The sequence below is a fragment of the Embleya scabrispora DSM 41855 genome (assembly GCF_000372745.1).
In the GTDB taxonomy this organism is placed as follows: Bacteria; Actinomycetota; Actinomycetes; order Streptomycetales; family Streptomycetaceae; genus Embleya; species Embleya scabrispora.
In genome coordinates this window covers 1-17,070 of the sequence record NZ_KB889733.1, presented here as the reverse complement: position 1 = coordinate 17,070, position 17,070 = coordinate 1, and the positions used below count along the sequence as shown (strand labels likewise).

The following is a 17,070-nucleotide window of genomic DNA, read 5'->3' as shown; positions in this document are numbered from 1 at the left end:
GTCCCCGATTTGCTTTCCGTACGTGGCACCCTGGACGCCATGTGTGGCCGGTATGCGTCCAGCAAGAGTCCCGATGACCTCGTCGAGATCTTCGAGGTCGATCGGTTCGACCCCGCGGACGAGCTCCCACCCGACTGGAACATCGCGCCGACCAAGCAGGTCTACGCGGTCCTGGAACGCCCGGTCGAGTCCGGCGGCGCACCCGCCCGGCAGCTGCGCCCGGTCAAGTGGGGCCTGGTGCCGTCCTGGGCCAAGGATCCCGGCATGGGCGCCAAGATGATCAACGCGCGGTCCGAGACCGTGCACGAGAAGCCGGCCTATCGCAAGGCGTTCGCCGCTCGGCGGTGTCTGTTGCCGGCCGACGGCTACTTCGAGTGGCACACCCCCGAGACCGCCCCGGACGGCCCCAAGGGCGCTTCCCGCAAGCAGCCGTACTGGATCCACGCGGCGGACGGCGCCGAGGTGGCCTTCGCCGGGCTCTACGAATGGTGGCGCGACCGCAGCCGGGCCGACGACGACCCGCTCGGTTGGCTGTGGACCTGCACGATCCTCACCCTGGACGCCGATCCCGAGCTGGCCCGGATCCACCACCGGATGCCGCTGGTGCTGACCCGGGACAAGTGGGACGGGTGGCTGGACCCGGCGTGGACCGAGCCGGAGGAGATCCGCGGGCTGCTGGTGCCGCCGCCGCCCGGGTTCATGACGGCGCGCCCGGTCTCGACGGACGTCAACAACGTCCGCAACAACGCGCCGCACCTGCTCGAAGCGATCCCCGAGGACGAGGTCACCGTTGACGCGACGCTCTTTTGACCGGGCCGACCCGGTCGACCCGACCGCTTCGGACGCGGCGACCGGCGCGGCCGCCGCGGGCGGGTCGGACGCCGGGCCGCCCGAGGTGTTCGAGGTGGCGACGCCGGTCGGCGCCGCGCGGGTGACCCTGCGCCGCGCGAGGACGGCGCCGGCCCGGGCGTGGTTCGTGGCGAGCCACGGCGCGGGCGGCGGGATCGAGGCGCGCGACCTGGTCGCGCTGGCCGCGGCGCTGCCCGCGCGCGGCGTCCACGTCGCCCTGGTCGAGCAGCCCTGGCGGGTGGCCGGTCGGCGGCTCGCCCCCGCGCCCAAGACCCTGGACGCGGGTTGGCTCCCGGTGCTCGCCGAGATCGACCGGCGCAACGCGGCCGAGGGCCTGCCGGTGTTCGGGGCCGGTCGCAGCGCGGGCGCGCGGGTCGCGTGTCGCACGGCGGGTGAGACGGAAGTGGCGGGTGTGGTCGCCCTGGCCTTCCCGCTGCATCCACCCGGACGTCCGGAGCGTTCGCGCTTGGCTGAACTGCTCGGCGCCGGCGTGCCGACCCTGGTCGTCCAGGGCGAACGCGACACATTCGGTGGGCCGAACGAGTTTCCGGCACAGGGTCCGACCATGCTCCGGGTGCCGTTCGCGGACCACGGATTCGCCGTTCCCAAACGCGCCGAGATCACCCCGGAAGCGGCGTTGGCCCTGATCACAGCGGGTGTCGGCGATTGGCTGGTGGCCGCGAGCGCACGGGAATGATCCGTGTCGGCGACGTGTTCCCCAACTGTCAAGCGTCGACGAGTGGAGGTCGCTCCCATGCTCAAGGCCGCCGGTTCGGTTGTCCGAAACGAGGCACCGTTTCTCGCCTGGCCCGAGTGGGGTGCGGGCACCGATCAGCCTCGGGCGATATCGTCGACTCCTGGCTTGAAGGAGGTGGGTCTCGTACCGGAGACCTTGGAGCAGCAAGACGCGCGGTTCGAGCGGGACGCCCTGCCGTTCCTCGATCAGTTGTATTCGGCGGCGCTGCGGATGACCCGCAACCCGGCGGATGCCGAGGACCTGGTCCAGGAGACGTTCGCCAAGGCGTACGCGTCGTTCCACCAGTTCAAAGAGGGCACCAACCTCAAGGCCTGGTTGTACCGCATCCTGACCAACACCTTCATCAACTCCTACCGCAAGAAGCAGCGGCAGCCGCTGGAATCGCATGCGGAGGAGATCGAGGACTGGCAGCTGCACCGTGCCGAGTCGCACATGTCCACCGGACTGCGCTCGGCCGAGGCGCAGGCTCTCGACCACCTGCCCGACTCCGACGTGAAGACGGCCCTGCAGGCCATCCCGGAGGAGTTTCGGATCGCGGTGTATCTCGCCGATGTCGAGGGCTTCGCGTACAAGGAGATCGCGGACATCATGGGTACTCCCATCGGGACCGTGATGTCGCGCCTGCACCGCGGGCGGCGCCAGCTTCGCGATCTGCTGGCCGACTACGCACGTGAGCGCGGCCTCGTCCCCGCAGGCACCGACCGGAAAGGCTCGGACTCATGAGCTGCGGTGACCACCACGAGGTGGACTGCTCCGAGATCCTCGGGCACCTGTACGAGTACATCGACAACGAGTTGGCGGACGCGGACTGCACCAGCATCCGCACACACCTCGACGAGTGCTCGCCGTGCCTGGACAAGTACGGCCTCGAGCAGCAGGTGAAGGAGTTGGTGCACCGCTGCTGCGGGCGCGACGAGGTCCCCTCGGAGCTGCGCAACAAGGTGCTGGAGCGGATCAAACTGGTGCGCGTCGAGGTGGACGCGCAGCGGGTCTCGGTCGAGGAGAGCGTGGTCGAGATAGAGCGCCCGGGTCGCGCCTGACGCGGTCGGGCCCGGCGGTGCGATCGTCGCGGCGGCCGCGGATTGCCGCGCCGATGCGAACGACGCGCCGACCCGAACGGGCCGCTGACCCGAACGAGCTAAAACAGGGGCGCATGGCCGGGACAAACCGGGCATGCGCCCTTCGGCCGTTCCCGGGCCGTCCTATTCTCGGTTGGTCCGAGCGACCAGCCGAGGAGTCGCATGCGCACGCTTTCGCCGAGCGCCCGGATCCACGCCGGGGTCCTGGTGGGCGGGTCCGTGCCCGCGCTGATCCTGCTGCCGTGGTCCGGCGTGGACCTCGATCGACTGGGCGCGCTGGCGGTGCTGTTCATCGCCTTCGGGGTGGTGGCCCGAGCCCGACTCACCGGCCTGTGCGGCGCCCCCGACGGGGCGCTTTTTCCGTTGGTGTGCGCGGCGGTGTTGTTGCTGCCCGCGGGCCCCGCCGCGACGATCGCGGTGCCCGGCGTGCTGATCGCGCGGGCGGGCACCCCCGACATGGTCACCCGGGTGGTCAACGCCGCACACCTGGTGCCGGCCCTGGCGGTCGCCTCCCGGGTCTACGAACTCCTGCACGGGACGCGGTATCCGACCGCGTCGGATCTGCCCGCCGGGCTGTGGCCCACGGCCGCGGCGGGGTTGGCCCTGTACGTGGTGAGCGGCCTGCTCGACGCCGCGTTCCGCGCCGCGACCCAGGGCGCCGCCCGACTCCCGGTGCTGCGCGAGGTGTTCGTGCGCTCGGCCGGTTGGCGGCTGGGCTCGGTGCCGATCGGGCTGATGATGGCCGTGCTGTGGCAGCAGCGACTGGGCGTGTTCGCGGCCGTGTTGGTTCTGCTGCCGCTGTACGTGGCCTTTTGGGCCTTTGCCCAGCAGGTACGGGAGCAGGCCGCGCACGAGGCGACCGTACGCACCCTGGTACGGGCGGTGGAGATCAAGGACGGCTACACCCGGGGGCACAGCGAACGGGTGGCCCGTGCGTCGGTGTTGATCGCCCGCCGGCTGGGCATGCGCGAGGACCGCGTGGTCCGACTGCGCTACGCGGGCGTCCTGCACGACGTCGGCAAGCTGAGCGTGTCCACCCGGGTGCTGACCAAGCCGGGCCGGCTGGATGCGGAGGAACTGCGCGAGATGCAGCGACATCCGGTCACCGGGGCCGAGATGGTGGCCGGTCTGACCTTTCTCGGCGAGGCGCACGCGGGCATCCTGCACCACCACGAACGCATGGACGGGCGCGGCTATCCGGCCGGGCTCGCCGGTGCCGAGATCCCCGAGTTCGCCCGGGTGATCGCGGTCGCGGACGCGTTCGACTCGATGACCTCGACCCGCTCGTATCGGCCCGCGCGCGGCGCCGACGCGGCGATGGCCGAGCTGCGCCGATGCAGCGGCACCCAGTTCGACCCGCGGATGGTCGAGGCGCTCGCGCAGGCGCTGGCCCGACACGGCTGGCCGGAGGCCGAGGTACGGGACGGCGAGGGGAGCGACCGGGTGCCCGCGCCGCGTGGACAGTCGCGGGCCGACACCCACTCGGTGGCCCGCGAGCGAGCCGGCGGCGGGTCGTGACGGCGAGCGAGGCCCGGTGCGAACCGGGTGCGCCCGCCACGCGGTTGCGCGCGTACACCGCGACCGTCGTGCTCGTACTGGGCGCGCTCGCCGCGGTGGCCGCGGTCGCCGCCACTGCGGCCCGGGGCGTGGTGCAGCCGTCGTACGCCCTGGTGTTCGGCGCGGTGATCGCCGTCGGCGAGACGGCCCGGGTGACGCTGCCCGGCAATCGGCAGACCGCGCCGTTGGGCGCGGCCGGGGCGCTCGCCTACGCACTGCTCCCGGACGTGCACGGCACGGTGTCCCGGCACGGCGTGCTCCAGGTGGTCGCGGTGGTCGGTGTGGCGCTGCTCGCGGGCACCCTGCCGCACGTCGTGCGCGGTCGGGCGCCGGAGCCCGCGTACGTCGCACGCCGGCTGCTCGCGGCGGGCTTCGCGGCGACGCTGTTTCGACCGCTGTACGCCGGTGGCGGGCTCGATCCGGTGATGGCGCGCGGGTGGGCCTATGGCACGTTCCTGGTCCTGGTGGTGCTGTTGACGTCGTTGTGCGACGCGGTGGTGGCCGCCATGGCTCGGGTGGAGCGCCCCTTTCGCGCCGCGCTGTTGGCCGAACTGCGGGCGCTGTGCGCGGGGTTGAGCCCCGCCGAACGGTTCGGGCCGGACGGCGAGGACACCGGGCGGGCCGGTGGGCTGACCGGGATCGGCACCGCGGTGGGCGCGAGCGGCATGCTGATCGCGCTGTCCGCCGGCGCCCTGGGACTGTGGACGGTGCCGGTGTTCTGCCTGCCGTCGCTGCTGGTGCTGCTGTCCTTTCGGCGCTACGCGGCGACCCGGCTGGTGCACCGGCAGACCGTCGACGCGCTGTCCCGGCTGCCGGAGGCGGCCGGGTGCGGGTCGCCGGGCCATGCCGCCCGGGTGGGCGATCTCGCGCACGCGGTCGGGGTGGACCTCGGCCTGGGCGAGGTGGAGCTGCGCGAGTTGAGATACGCGGCGAAGATGCACGACATCGGCCAACTCGCGCTGGCGGAGCCGGTGCCCGGCGGCATCACGCTGGAGCTGCCCGAGGCCGAACAGCGCCGGATCGCCCGGCTGGGCGCGGAGGTGATCCGGGAGAGCGGCGTACTCGATCGGGTCGCCGGCATCGTGGCCGCGCAGGCCGACCCCTACCGGGACGGGCGGGGCGGCCCGCCACCGCCGCTGGCCGGCCGGATCATCAAGGTGGTCAACGCCTACGACGACCTGATCACGCTGACCGAGGACCCGCGGTCGCGACGCGAGGTGTTCGCCCGACTGCGTGCGGATGCGGCCGGGGCGTACGACCCCCGGGTGGTCGAGGCGCTGGCGCAGGTGCTGGAACGGTCCGGCTGAGCCGCCCGGATCGGTCCGCCACCCCTGACCGGGCAAGGATCGTGAAGGGCCTTGTCGGGCCGGACACCCGCCGGGGACGGTTTTCCCGTGATTGGATTTCGGGCGGGGCGCCATCGCGCCCCCGACACGCGCTTCAGCACGGCCCCACCCGGGCCCGAAGGAGGAACGACGATGGCCGAGCAGGTCCTGGCGGAGATGGTGGCCAACGTGGCCAAGGTGGTCGCCCACGAGGGGGAAACGGTCGAGGCCGGCAGCACCCTGGTCATCCTGGAGTCGATGAAGATGGAGATCCCGGTACTCAACGAGTTTCCGGGCACCATCGCTCGCATCACCGTCGCCGAGGGCGACGTGATCCAGGAGGGCGACCCGATCGCGGTGATCGAGTAGCACCCGGGAAGCGCCCCGGCGAGGCGTACGTCGGCCCGACCGCGGGGGTCAGATCGACGTGAGCACTCCGTGCTCGACGCATTTGGCGGTCCAACCGCGCGGGGTCACCTGTACGGTCATCCGCCGCCGGCACCGACCGCAGTAGCGGGGTGGTTCGAGTTCGCGGCGCCGCACACAGTCGTCGTGCGCGGCGCCGGCAAGCTGTTCGCCGCAGTGGTCGCAGAAGGCTGCATCGGTGGTCACGGCCGTAGATTACGGCCTGCGCCGCGACGGCTGAACCGACCCCGTCCGGGTGCGGCCCCGACGGACGACAGGCAACGCGTCAGGTCTGCGGGGCCTCGCGCAGGTCCTTGAGGTAGCAGATCAGCTCCACCTCGGGCACCGGCCACCAGTCGCGCTCGGGCGCGCGGTGGAAACCCATCCGCGCGTAGAGCCGGTGTGCGGCGCGCATGTCCCACACGGTGGAGATCGCGACGGCGGTGAAGTGGTGCTTGCGGGCCCGCTCCAGGCATGCCTCCACGAGCGCCTCGCCGACGCCGCGACCGCGGGCGGCCGGACCGACCGCGAGCATCCGGAACTCGCCCTCGCCCTCCCGGGCGACCTCCGCGTACGCGCTGCCGGGCAGCACGAAGGCCACGGTGCCCAGGATCTCGCCGCTGCTCTCGTCCACGGCCACGAGCAGCTCGGAGTTCTCCGCCCGGTGCGCGGCGTTGCGCAGCTCGTTGACGTAGTCCTGGTCGGCGGCGACGAGGCCCGCGTAGCCCGCGACGGTCACATCCCCCACCGCTTCGTACTCCTCCGCGCGTGCCTGGCGGATGTGCACGCCGGCGGGCGCGGGGTGGTGGTCGTGCGATCGGGCCGCGGCGGCGGAGGCAGGAGGATTCATAGCCGTCCAGCTTACGCTGCGGATCACACCCCCATGGTCGTTCGCGGGTAGACCGCCTCCGGATCGGTGAGCACGTTCAGCGGATATGGCACGCCGGAGTCGAACGCGCGACGCAGCGCGGGCCCGATCCGCTCGGGGCGGGTGATCGTCTCGCCCGCGCCGCCCAGGGCGCGCACCACGTCGTCGTAGCGGGTGCCCGGGGTCAGGTCGGCGGCCACGTCGTGCCCGTACGACATGCACCAGCAACGGTGCGTCGGACTGCGCGGCGGTGCGCGCCGCGTCGCGCACGTGCGCGGCCCAGATCCGATACATGCCCTCCCGGCCGACCCGCTCCCACGCGGTGGTGAGCGCGTCGAACAGCGCGGTCGGATCCGCGGCGAGCGTCATCGCGCAGTGCGCGTGCGGAGCCGGTCCCGCGGGTGCGTCGGTAAGGTGCACCACGCGGGCGGCGGATCCGCCGCACCGACCGCCGAAGCTGCCGTCACCCGCAGCGGCGGCGCGGCGCCGGACGCGGCGTCGTAGAGCGGGAAGACGTGGCCTCCCGACAGCGTGAACATCGTGTCGATCCCGTGCGCCCGGGCGGCGGCGACGGCCGGCGTGCCGCCGTGGCCCTCGACCGTGCGGTCGGCGTGGTCTCGTCCCTCGGCCTCTCGCCGTGCACGCATGCCCGACCTCCGTCGCCGTGGACACGGCCGGTCCCGTGCCGGAGGGAAACCTATCCGCGGGCGCTACCGGGCAGTAAGAGGCGATCGCCGACGGCCCCGGATCCGGAGGGGCCGTCGGCGGGTCGGGTGCGGCCGAAGCCGCGCCCGGCACTACAACGTCTGGTTGAGCGCCTTGACCGGCATGCTCAGTTCCTTGAGCAGCTCCAGGTCGGCGTCCGCGGCGCGACCCAGGGTGGTCAGGTAGTTGCCGACGATCACCGCGTTGATCCCGCCGAGCAGGCCCTCGCGCGTGCCGAGGTCGCCGAGCGCGATCTCCCGGCCGCCCGCGTAGCGCAGGATGGTCCGGGGCAGGGCGAGCCGGAAGGCGCCGATGATCTTGAGCGCCTCGCGCGGCTCCAGCACCTCCTGGTCGGCGAACGGGGTGCCCGGGCGCGGGTTGAGGAAGTTCAGCGGCACCTCGTCCGGCTCCAGCTCGGCCAGCTGACCGGCGAACTCGGCGCGCTGCTCGGCGGACTCGCCCATGCCGACGATGCCGCCGCAGCACACCTCCATGCCCGCCGCGCGCACCATCCGCAGGGTGTCCCAGCGCTCCTCCCACGTGTGCGTGGTGACCACATTGGTGAAGTACGACTTCGCCGTCTCCAGGTTGTGGTTGTAGCGGTGGATGCCCATGTCGGCGAGCTCGTCGACCTGCTCCTGGGTGAGCATCCCCAGCGACGCGGCGATGTTGATGTCGACGACCTCGCGGATCGCCGCGACGCCCTCGCGCATCTGCTTCATCAGGCGCTCGTCCGGGCCGCGCACCGCGGCCACGATGCAGAACTCGGTGGCGCCGGTCGCGGCGGTCTCCTTGGCGGCCTCCACCAGCGAGGGGATGTCCAGCCACGCGGCGCGCACGGGGGAGGGGAACAGGCCCGACTGGGAGCAGAAGTGGCAGTCCTCGGGGCAGCCGCCGGTCTTGACCGACACGATGCCCTCGACCTCGACCTCGGGCCCGCAGTGCCGGACCCGGACCTCGTGCGCGAGCTGGAGCAGCTCTTCGAGGCGGTCGTCGGCGAGTTCGAGCACGGCCAGCACCTGATCGGCGCTCAGGCCCTGCCCCTCGTCGAGCACTTGGCGCCGGGCCACGGCCAGGATGTCGTCGTTCACGGTCTGCGTACGGTCACTGTCGAGGGTTTCCGTCATGTCGCTCACCTCGCGGTCGGATCCTGTATGGCGCGGAACGCGGCCGCGTCGAAGGTACCGCCCAGGGCGGGGGACAAACTCGCGCGGGCGGTGAGCAGGAAGTCGGCGGGGTGCAGCGAACCCGCGCCGGCGGGCAGCACACCGGCCAGCGGTCGGGCGGCCAAGGTCTCCAGATCCCGGACGTTGCAACGCATCGCCAGGTCTGGCTCGGCGGGCCAGGAGCCGATCACCACGCCGACCAGATCGACACCCCGATGGGCCATCGACTCCAGGGTGAGCGCGGTGTGGTTGAGCGTGCCCAGGTCGGGCCGGGCCACCACGAGCGCGCCGGCCTTCAGCTCGTGGGCCAGGTCGGCGATCGTGGTGCCCTCGTCGTCGAAGCGCACGAGCAGGCCGCCCGCGCCCTCGACGACGACCAGGTCGGTCTCCTTGGCGAGCGCGCGAACCCGCTCGGCGACGCCGTACAGGTCCACCGGCGGCAGGCCGGAGACCCGGGAGGCGGCGGCGGGGGAGAGCGGGTCGGGGTAGCGCGAGTACTCGTGCAGGTCGGTCACCCCGGCCAGGCGCCGCACGTCGGCGAGGTCGCCCGCCTCGTTCGGCCCCACACCGGTCTGCGATGCCTTGACCACGGCCACCGTGCCGCCGCGCGTCGCCGCGATCGCGGCGACGGCCGCCGTGACGATCGTCTTGCCCACCCCGGTGTCGGTACCGGTCACCACGAGAACGCTCATGGCTGGTCAGCCTAGGGCGTGTCGTCGATCCCCCGTCGGGCTCGCGGCGCTTGGGCGGGGGATCGAAGACCTGCCCCGGGGGACTTCGGCCCCGCCGTCGGTGGACCTGTGGCCCCGGGGGAGCGGCGTGCCGGCGGGGCACCATCGAGGTGGTGGGCGCGCGGATCGGCGGCGCGGCGCGACCCGTCACGAGCGGCCCTTCGCACGGGGCCGTGCGAGCGAACGGCATTCCTTCGGCCATCGGCCGGGCGGCCCGGGGCGGACCCGGTCCGTCCGGCCGATGGCATACGTACGGGCGAAGCGCCCGGCCTCACTCCTGCGGGCGGCGCAGTCGGGCGACGAACTTGTACCGATCCCCCCGGTACACGGATCGGACCCACTCGACCGGCTCGCCGTCGGTGTCGAAGCTGTGTCGGGACAGCAGCAACAGCGGCAGGCCCACGTCGGTGCCCAGCAGTCCCGCCTCGCGCGGGGTGGCCATCGCGGTCTCGATCGTCTCCTCGGCCTCGGCCAGGTGCACGTCGAAGCCGGCCGACAGGGCCCGGTACAGCGAGTTGTGCTTGGCCAGGTGCTTGCGCAGGCCCGGGAAACGTTTGGTGGACAGATGCGTGGTCTCGATCGCCATCGGCTCGGAGTTGGCCAGCCGCAGGCGCTCGATCCGCAGCACCCGGTTGCCGGGCCGGATCGCGAGCCGCTCCGCGAGGTGGTCGTCGCAGGTGATGTAGCCGATCTCGATCAATCGAGAGGTCGGCTCCAGCCCCTGGGCCTGCATGTCCTCGGTATAGGAGGTCAGCTGGAGGCTCTGCGCCACCTTGGGCTTGGCCACGAAGGTGCCCCGGCCCTGGGCGCGCTCGAGTCGGCCCTCGATGACCAGTTCCTGGAGGGCCTGGCGCACCGTGGTGCGCGAGATGTCGAACTGCGCCGCGAGGGTGCGTTCCGGTGGCACGGGCGTGCCCGGTGGCTGGGTGTTCGTCAGCTCCTGAAGATGGCGCTTGAGGCGGTAGTACTTCGGCACGCGCGCGCTCGGTTCGAGGCCGGGGTCGCCTCCTGCCGTCGCACTGTCCGCCGCGGTTGTGATCGCGTGTTCCGCCGTCACCGGTGCCCTCCTGACACGTTCGGTCCCCATCGTGGCACGACCACCGATCCCCCCAGGACCAGGAGTGCGGATGTCGGTCCGATAACGGCGTGGGTTCGCCGTCTACGGAACCTTGACACCCCAATTGGTCTATGCCAACCTCCGAAATGGTCTAAACCATTGATGGTCACCGCGCAACCCTCGTCCCTGGTGCGCCAGTGTTTTCCCATTCGAGTCCCCTCCCCAGTGGGGGACTCGGTCGGTCCGCGCACCTCACGGATCAGACGGGGAACATCGGCGATTCCATACCGAACTGCGGTGCCCGACATCCTGAGGAGGATGTAGTGAAGCGTCGTCTTCTCGTCGCGGCCGGTGTCGCGGCGGCGCTGACCGGTGTTGCCGCCTGTGGATCCGACAGCAGCGATGACAAAAAGGACAACAAGCCGGCGGCGTCCAACGCGCCGGCCGCGGGCAACGGCAAGACCGTGCGGGTCTGGCTGATGAAGGGCTCCGCGCCCGACGACTACATCGCCGCACTCAAGGCGAAGTTCGAGGCCGACCACCCGGGCGCCAAGCTGGACGTGCAGATCCAGCAGTGGAACGGCATCGGCCAGAAGATCACCGGCGCGCTCGCCAGCAACGACGCCCCCGACGTGGTCGAGGCCGGCAACACCCAGATCGCCCAGTACGGCGCCTCGGGCGGCCTCAAGGACCTCAGCTCCAAGGTCACCGAGCTCGGCGGCAAGGACTGGCTGACCGGTCTGTCCGACCCGGGCAAGGTGGACGGCAAGACCTACGGCATCCCGTTCTACGCGGCCAACCGCGTGGTGATCTACAACAAGGACCTGTTCGCCAAGGCGAACGTCCAGCCGCCGAAGACCCGCGCCGAGTGGCTCGACATCACCAAGCGGCTCAACACCGGCGACCAGCAGGGCATCTACCTGCCGGGCCAGAACTGGTACTTCTACTCCGGTCTGCTCAAGGACGAGGGCGCGGACATCGCCACCAAGTCCGGCAGCGCGTGGAAGGCCAACCTGGACGGCGCGCCGGCCGCCGCAGCGTCCGCCTTCTACAAGGAGCTCCAGGCGCTCGGCAAGGCCGCCAAGGACGGCGACGAGAAGACCCAGCCCGAGGTCCTCGCGGCCGACGGCGGCAAGATCGCCCAGTTCATCGCCGTTCCCGGCGAGGCCGAGACGATCATCAAGTCGAACCCGGCCCTGAAGGACAAGTTCGGCTTCTTCCCGATCCCGGGCAAGGACGCGAGCAAGGCCGGTGCCGCGCTGACCGGCGGTTCCGACCTGATGGTCCCCGAGGCGTCCAAGAACCAGGACCTGGCCTACGACGTCATCAAGCTGATCAACAGCGACGAGTGGCAGACCAAGCTCGCGCAGGCGACCAAGCAGCTCCCGAACAAGACCACGCTCTCCAGCGCCGTCACGGCCGACCCGGGTGGCGCGGCGATGATGGAGGGCGCGAAGAACGGGTTCGCCACCCCGAACTCGCCGAACTGGGCGTCGGTCGAGGACAACAACCCGATCAAGGCATACCTCACCAAGGTGATGACCGGCACCGACGCGGTCGCGGCCGGCAAGGAAGCCAACGCGTCGATCGAGAAGACGCTGAACACCAAGAACTGACGCGACGCGTGCGTCCGAACCGCCGAGCGGATCGGGTGAAGCGCACTCGGGTCGAACGGTCGGTTCCCGCCGCGGGGCACTCCTTCGCGGCGGGACCGGCCCGGCCCACCCGGCGCGGCCCGCCGGCGGACCCCCGTCGCCGGCTCCGCGCTCTCGCCACGTCCCGCCACCGGGCCGGACGGGCCGAAGACCCCCGACACCGAACAACGGGAAGGCAGCTGTGTCAGCCTCCAAGGCAGATGCGGTGGTCGCGACACCTACGCAGCCCCCGCGCAACCAGGCGCCCTCCGGCGCCAGACGCGCAACGAAGCCCCCACGCAAGCCGTCGGGGATCGTCAAGTCGGTCACCCCATACCTTCTTGTCGCGCCCGCGATCCTCGGGATCGCCTTCCTGCTGTTCTATCCGGTGGTCCGGAACGTCATGTTGTCGTTCCAGCATTACCGCTTCAAGCAGCTGATCTCACGGTCGGCCGACTACGTCGGCTGGGAGAACTACCAGGAGATCCTCAAGGACAGCGAATTCTGGGAAGTCACCCGCCGCACGTTCTACTTCACCGCGGTCAACGTCGTGGCGGTCATGCTGATCTCCACGGTGTGCGCGCTGATGCTGATGAAGCTCGGCAAGACCATGCGCATCCTGGTGCTCGTCGGCCTGGTCGCCGCCTGGGCGACCCCGGTGATCGCGGCCACCACGATCTTCAAGTGGCTCTTCCGCTCGGACAACGGCGTGGTCAACTGGGCGCTGGTCAAGCTCGGCTTCGACTACGAGGGCTACACCTGGTTCGGGCACGCGGGCTCCACCCTGACGGTGGTCACCCTGCTCATCGTGTGGCAGTCGATCCCCTTCGCGACGCTGACCCTGTACGCCGGTCTGACCACGGTCTCCACCGACGTCTACGAGTCGGCCCGCCTGGACGGCGCGGGCCCGGTGCGGATCTTCCGCTCGATCACCTTCCCGATCCTGCGCCCGATCTTCGCGCTGGTGGCCTCGCTCGAGGTGATCTGGATCTTCAAGTCCTTCGCCCAGATCTGGGCGATCGCGGGTGAGAACGGCCCGATCAACGAGGTGCGCACGCTGCCCGTGTACGCCTACCAACAGGGCATGTCGGCCAAGTTGTTCGACATGGCCGGGGCGATCTCCACGATCACCGTGGTGATCCTCGCCGTGATGCTCGTCTTCTACTTCCGTCAGATGTTCAAGCAGGAACGGGAGGCCGACAAGTGAAGGCGCGCACCCTGAAGCGGATTCCGCTCAATATCGCCGCACTGCTGGTCTTCGCCGTGTCGATCTTCCCGGTCTACTGGATGATCCTCACCGCGTTCAAGCCGGCCAAGGACATCCAATCGGCGACGCCGAAATTCTGGCCGAGTTCGATCTCGTTCGACAATTTCGACACCGCGACCAGCGAGCCGCATTTCTGGGACTACTGGCGCAACAGCCTGTTGGTCGCGGGCGTGGGTGTGCTCCTGGCGCTGGTCGTCGCGTGCTTCGCCGCGTTCGCGGTGGCCCGAATGCAGTGGAAGGGCCGGGCGCCCTTCATCCTGATGGTGTTCATCGCGCAGATGGCGCCGTGGGAAGCGCTGATGATCCCGATGTACCTGATCGCGCGCGACAACGACCTGCTCGACTCGCTGCCGATGCTCACCGCGATCTACTTCGTGATGACGCTGCCGTTCTCGATCGTGACGCTGCGCGGCTTCCTCGGCGGCATTCCCATCGAGCTGGAAGAGGCCGCGCGGGTGGACGGCTGTTCGCGGTTCACCGCCTTCCGCAAGATCGTCTTCCCGCTGCTGGCCCCGGGGCTGTTGTCCACGTCGCTGTTCGGCTTCATCACCGCGTGGAACGAATTCGCGTTCGCCAACGCGCTCCTGCTGAACAAGCCGGAGCAGCGGACCCTGCCGACCTGGCTCAACTCGTTCAGCAACGGAATCACCATCGACTGGGGCGCCATCATGGCCGCCTCGACCCTGTTCATGCTTCCGGTTCTTGCGATCTTCCTGGTGTTGCAGGGCAAGGTCACCGGCGGTCTCACCTCCGGCGCGGTAAAGGGCTGATCGACCATGTCCGAACGTCTCGAGCGCCTCGCGCTCGCCGTCCTGCAGCCCGGGTTCGACGGCCTGACCGCTCCGGGGTGGCTGCGGCACCACATCGCCGGCGGACTGGGCTCGGTGGGCCTGTTCGGTCGCAACATCGCGACCCCCGAGCAGGTCACCGCACTGACCGAGGAACTGCGCCGGGAGAACCCCGACCTCGTCGTCGCGATCGACGAGGAGGGTGGCGACGTCACCCGCATCCACGTGAACACGGGCAGCCGCTGGCCGGGCAACCTGGCGCTGGGCGTCGTGGACGACACCACGACCACCGAGGCGGTCGCCCGCGGGCTCGGCCGTGAGCTGGCCGCGTGCGGTGTCAACCTCAACTGGGCGCCGTCGGCCGACGTCAACTCCAACCCGGACAACCCGATCATCGGCGTGCGGTCCTTCGGGTCCGATCCCGAGCTGGTCGCCCGGCACACCGCCGCGTACGTGACCGGCCTGCAGGCGGCCGGCGTGGCCGCGTGCGTCAAGCACTTCCCCGGCCACGGCGACACCGCGATGGACTCGCACCACGGGCTGCCGCGTGTGGACGCCTCGCGCGAGACGCTGGCCGCGCGCGAGCTGGTCCCGTTCCAGGCGAGCATCGCGGCAGGCAGCAAGGCGATCATGAGCGCGCACATCGTGCTGCCGGCCTATGACACCGAGCTTCCCGCGACGCTGTCCAAGACGATCATGACCGGGCTGCTGCGCCGGGAACTGGGCTACACCGGCCTGATCGTCACCGACGCGATCGAGATGGGCGCGATAGCCGACACCTACGGCATCGCCGACGGCACCGTGCGCGCGATCGCGGCCGGCGTGGACGCGGTGTGCGTGGGCGGCGGGCTGTGCGACGAGGAGACCGTGCTGCACCTGCGGGACGCGCTGGTGAACGCGGTCCGCGAGGGGCGCCTCGCCGAGGAGCGGCTGTTCGACGCCGCCGCCCGGGTCCACGAGCTGGCCGGCTGGGCCAAGGTCGGCGCGGCCGAACCGGTCGACTACGCGCTCGGCCTGGATGCCGCCCGCCGCGCGGTGCGGGTGACCGGCACGGTGGTCCCGATCACCACTCCCGCACACGTGGTCGAGCTGTCGCCCACCGCCAACATCGCGGTCGGCGAGCAGACCCCGTGGGGCATCGCCCCGGTCCTGACCGAGGCCCTGCCCGGCACCACCGTCACCCGGGCCCGGACCGCCGAGCCGCAGCTGATCGACGACGTGCTGCGCGCGGCGACCGACCGCCCCCTGGTCCTGGTGGTCCGCAATCTGGACCACCACGGGTGGGCCGGCGACATCGCGGCGGCCCTGCTCGCCGCGCGGCCGGACGCCGTCGTGGTCGAGATGGGCATCCCCGGAGCTGCCACTCCGGGCGCCGCCCACCTCGCCACGCACGGCGCCGCCACGGTCTGCGGCATTGCCGCAGCCGAGATCCTGACCGGCCGCCGACTGGGCTGACGGCCCGGATCGACCCGGCGCGTCCGGACGCTGTGACCCGTTCGACACGACGCGTCCGGCCGCCGTGAACCGGCCCGACACCGGGGCCCCGGACACTGGGAGCCGAGCACCGGGAGCCGGAGCCGGAGCGGGGGTCGAGCGCCGGGGCCGGGGTAGACCGAGCCTGGACGGCGAGCCCGGACCCCGGGGCCGCGTGACGCCTGATCCGCCCGGACCGCGCGGCACCTCACCGAATACCGCAACCAACCGCCATCGCCGCCACCACCACCAGATGAAACCAACGGAAGGCCGCACCATGTCCGCCACCGACGACCGTGACGTCCTGGGATCAGACCGGGGCACCATCATGTCCGCCGAGATGGCAGAGCAGCCTGCCGTCCTGCGCCGGATCCTGGCCGAGGGCGCTCCGGCGATCCGGGCCATCGCGGCCGAGATCGCCGCGCGCAATCCGCGCTTCGTGCTGCTGACGGCGCGCGGCACCAGCGACAACGCCGCGCTGTACGCGAAGTACCTGATCGAGGTGCTGCTCGGCAAGCCGGCCGGGCTCACCTCGATGTCCACGACCACCGCGTACGGCGCGAAGCCGGACCTGACCGACTGCCTGGTCGTCACGGTCTCCCAGTCGGGCGGCTCGCCCGACCTGGTGGCCTCCACCGAGGCGGCCCGCAAGGCCGGCGCGATCACCCTCGCGGTGACCAACAACCCGAACTCGGCCCTGGCCGCCGTCTCCGAGTTCCACATCGACGTGCTCGCCGGCCCGGAGAAGGCGCTGCCGGCGACGAAGACGTACACCGCGGAACTGCTCGCCCTGTACCTGTTCGTCCAGGGCCTGCGCGGCGGCGACACGTCGCCGGCCTACCTGTTGCCCGCGCCGGCCCAGGACATCCTGGACCGCGGGCACGAGGTCGCCGAGCTGGCCCAGCGGTACCGCTTCGCGCAGCGCCTGGTGATCACCTCGCGCGGCTACGGCTACCCGACGGCGCGCGAGGCCGCGCTCAAGATCATGGAGACCAGCTACATCCCGGCCCAGCCGTTCTCCGGCGCGGACCTGCTGCACGGCCCCCTGGCCATGGTCGACAACGTCAGCCCGGTGATCGCGGTCGTCCCCGACGGCAAAGGCGGCGACGCGCTCCAGCCCGTCCTGGAGCGGCTGCGCGGTCGGGGCGCGGACCTGATGGTGATCGGTACCGCCGACCAGGTCGGCCGCGCCTCGGCCGGCTTCGTCCTGCCGGAGGGCGTGGCCGAGGAGGTCCAGCCGATCCTGGAAATCATCCCACTCCAACTCCTGGCCTACGAGGTCACCATGGCACGCGGCCTCGACCCGGACGCACCCCGCGCGCTCGCGAAGGTCACGGAGACGCGCTGATTTGTTGGGCGCCTTCGGCGCCGGCTCGCGAGGGGCCGCCTTTTTCTCTCCCCCGCTTCGC

19 protein-coding genes are annotated in these 17,070 nt (G+C 71.2%); 12 read left to right on the top strand and 7 right to left on the bottom strand.

Annotation, left to right across the window (positions count from 1 at the left end; translation table 11 throughout):
• The first annotated feature begins 39 nt into the window (after positions 1-39).
• The 7 genes from A3IC_RS0148580 (at position 40) to A3IC_RS0148550 (ending at position 5,936) form a co-directional block, all read left to right on the top strand.
• Positions 40-810, top strand: coding sequence for an SOS response-associated peptidase (locus A3IC_RS0148580; RefSeq protein ID WP_020557298.1), 771 nt, complete (start codon positions 40-42; stop codon positions 808-810).
• On the top strand, positions 791-1,546 hold the full coding sequence (locus tag A3IC_RS0148575) for an alpha/beta hydrolase family protein (protein ID WP_020557297.1): 756 nt from the start codon (positions 791-793) through the stop codon (positions 1,544-1,546). The genes A3IC_RS0148580 and A3IC_RS0148575 overlap by 20 nt, the downstream gene beginning before the upstream one ends.
• A gap of 147 nt (positions 1,547-1,693) precedes the next feature.
• Positions 1,694-2,329, top strand: coding sequence for a sigma-70 family RNA polymerase sigma factor (locus tag A3IC_RS0148570; protein WP_063744985.1), 636 nt, complete (start codon positions 1,694-1,696; stop codon positions 2,327-2,329).
• Positions 2,326-2,646 carry a mycothiol system anti-sigma-R factor gene (gene rsrA, locus A3IC_RS60950; RefSeq protein WP_020557295.1) on the top strand — a complete coding sequence of 107 codons (321 nt, stop codon included), beginning with the start codon at positions 2,326-2,328 and terminating at the stop codon, positions 2,644-2,646. The genes A3IC_RS0148570 and rsrA overlap by 4 nt, the downstream gene beginning before the upstream one ends.
• Positions 2,647-2,847: 201 nt before the next feature.
• Positions 2,848-4,203, top strand: coding sequence for an HD-GYP domain-containing protein (locus tag A3IC_RS0148560; protein ID WP_020557294.1), 1,356 nt, complete (start codon positions 2,848-2,850; stop codon positions 4,201-4,203).
• Positions 4,200-5,549 carry an HD domain-containing protein gene (locus tag A3IC_RS0148555; protein ID WP_020557293.1) on the top strand — a complete coding sequence of 450 codons (1,350 nt, stop codon included), beginning with the start codon at positions 4,200-4,202 and terminating at the stop codon, positions 5,547-5,549. Before A3IC_RS0148560 ends, A3IC_RS0148555 begins: the two co-directional genes overlap by 4 nt.
• A gap of 171 nt (positions 5,550-5,720) precedes the next feature.
• Positions 5,721-5,936: a biotin/lipoyl-binding carrier protein gene (locus tag A3IC_RS0148550; RefSeq protein ID WP_020557292.1), complete on the top strand. Its 216-nt coding sequence runs from the start codon at positions 5,721-5,723 to the stop codon at positions 5,934-5,936.
• 48 nt (positions 5,937-5,984) lie between these two features.
• On the opposite strand, the gene bsaP is transcribed toward A3IC_RS0148550, so the two are convergent.
• From bsaP to A3IC_RS0148515, 7 genes are all read right to left on the bottom strand, one after another.
• A complete protein-coding gene (gene bsaP, locus A3IC_RS0148545) occupies positions 5,985-6,179 on the bottom strand; it encodes a biotin synthase auxiliary protein BsaP (protein WP_020557291.1) in 195 nt (64 codons plus the stop codon).
• 79 nt (positions 6,180-6,258) lie between these two features.
• Complete coding sequence (locus A3IC_RS0148540) at positions 6,259-6,822, bottom strand: GNAT family N-acetyltransferase (protein ID WP_020557290.1); 564 nt, start codon at positions 6,820-6,822, stop codon at positions 6,259-6,261.
• Positions 6,823-6,845: 23 nt separating this feature from the next.
• Positions 6,846-7,058 carry a hypothetical protein gene (locus tag A3IC_RS0148535; protein WP_020557289.1) on the bottom strand — a complete coding sequence of 71 codons (213 nt, stop codon included), beginning with the start codon at positions 7,056-7,058 and terminating at the stop codon, positions 6,846-6,848.
• Positions 7,059-7,205: 147 nt separating this feature from the next.
• Positions 7,206-7,487 carry a hypothetical protein gene (locus A3IC_RS0148530; protein WP_020557288.1) on the bottom strand — a complete coding sequence of 94 codons (282 nt, stop codon included), beginning with the start codon at positions 7,485-7,487 and terminating at the stop codon, positions 7,206-7,208.
• Between the two features lie 150 nt (positions 7,488-7,637).
• Entirely contained in the window at positions 7,638-8,672 is a 1,035-nt protein-coding gene (gene bioB / locus A3IC_RS0148525; protein WP_020557287.1) for a biotin synthase BioB, read from the bottom strand.
• A 5-nt stretch (positions 8,673-8,677) separates the two neighbouring features.
• On the bottom strand, positions 8,678-9,403 hold the full coding sequence (gene bioD / locus A3IC_RS0148520) for a dethiobiotin synthase (protein WP_020557286.1): 726 nt from the start codon (positions 9,401-9,403) through the stop codon (positions 8,678-8,680).
• A gap of 310 nt (positions 9,404-9,713) precedes the next feature.
• Positions 9,714-10,499 (bottom strand): GntR family transcriptional regulator, encoded by a 786-nt coding sequence (locus tag A3IC_RS0148515; protein WP_020557285.1) that lies wholly within the window; start codon positions 10,497-10,499, stop codon positions 9,714-9,716.
• 323 nt (positions 10,500-10,822) lie between these two features.
• Between A3IC_RS0148515 and A3IC_RS0148510 the strand changes: the two genes are divergently transcribed.
• From A3IC_RS0148510 to A3IC_RS0148490, 5 genes are all read left to right on the top strand, one after another.
• A complete protein-coding gene (locus tag A3IC_RS0148510) occupies positions 10,823-12,115 on the top strand; it encodes an extracellular solute-binding protein (protein ID WP_020557284.1) in 1,293 nt (430 codons plus the stop codon).
• 220 nt (positions 12,116-12,335) lie between these two features.
• Positions 12,336-13,340, top strand: coding sequence for a carbohydrate ABC transporter permease (locus tag A3IC_RS0148505; protein ID WP_245599966.1), 1,005 nt, complete (start codon positions 12,336-12,338; stop codon positions 13,338-13,340).
• On the top strand, positions 13,337-14,170 hold the full coding sequence (locus A3IC_RS70455) for a carbohydrate ABC transporter permease (RefSeq protein WP_020557282.1): 834 nt from the start codon (positions 13,337-13,339) through the stop codon (positions 14,168-14,170). Before A3IC_RS0148505 ends, A3IC_RS70455 begins: the two co-directional genes overlap by 4 nt.
• 6 nt (positions 14,171-14,176) lie before the next feature.
• The gene (locus A3IC_RS0148495; RefSeq protein ID WP_020557281.1) at positions 14,177-15,643 is read left to right on the top strand and encodes a glycoside hydrolase family 3 protein; all 1,467 of its coding nucleotides are present in this window, start codon (positions 14,177-14,179) and stop codon (positions 15,641-15,643) included.
• Positions 15,644-15,938: 295 nt separating this feature from the next.
• The gene (locus tag A3IC_RS0148490) at positions 15,939-17,009 is read left to right on the top strand and encodes an SIS domain-containing protein (protein ID WP_020557280.1); all 1,071 of its coding nucleotides are present in this window, start codon (positions 15,939-15,941) and stop codon (positions 17,007-17,009) included.
• The last annotated feature ends 61 nt before the right edge of the window (positions 17,010-17,070 follow it).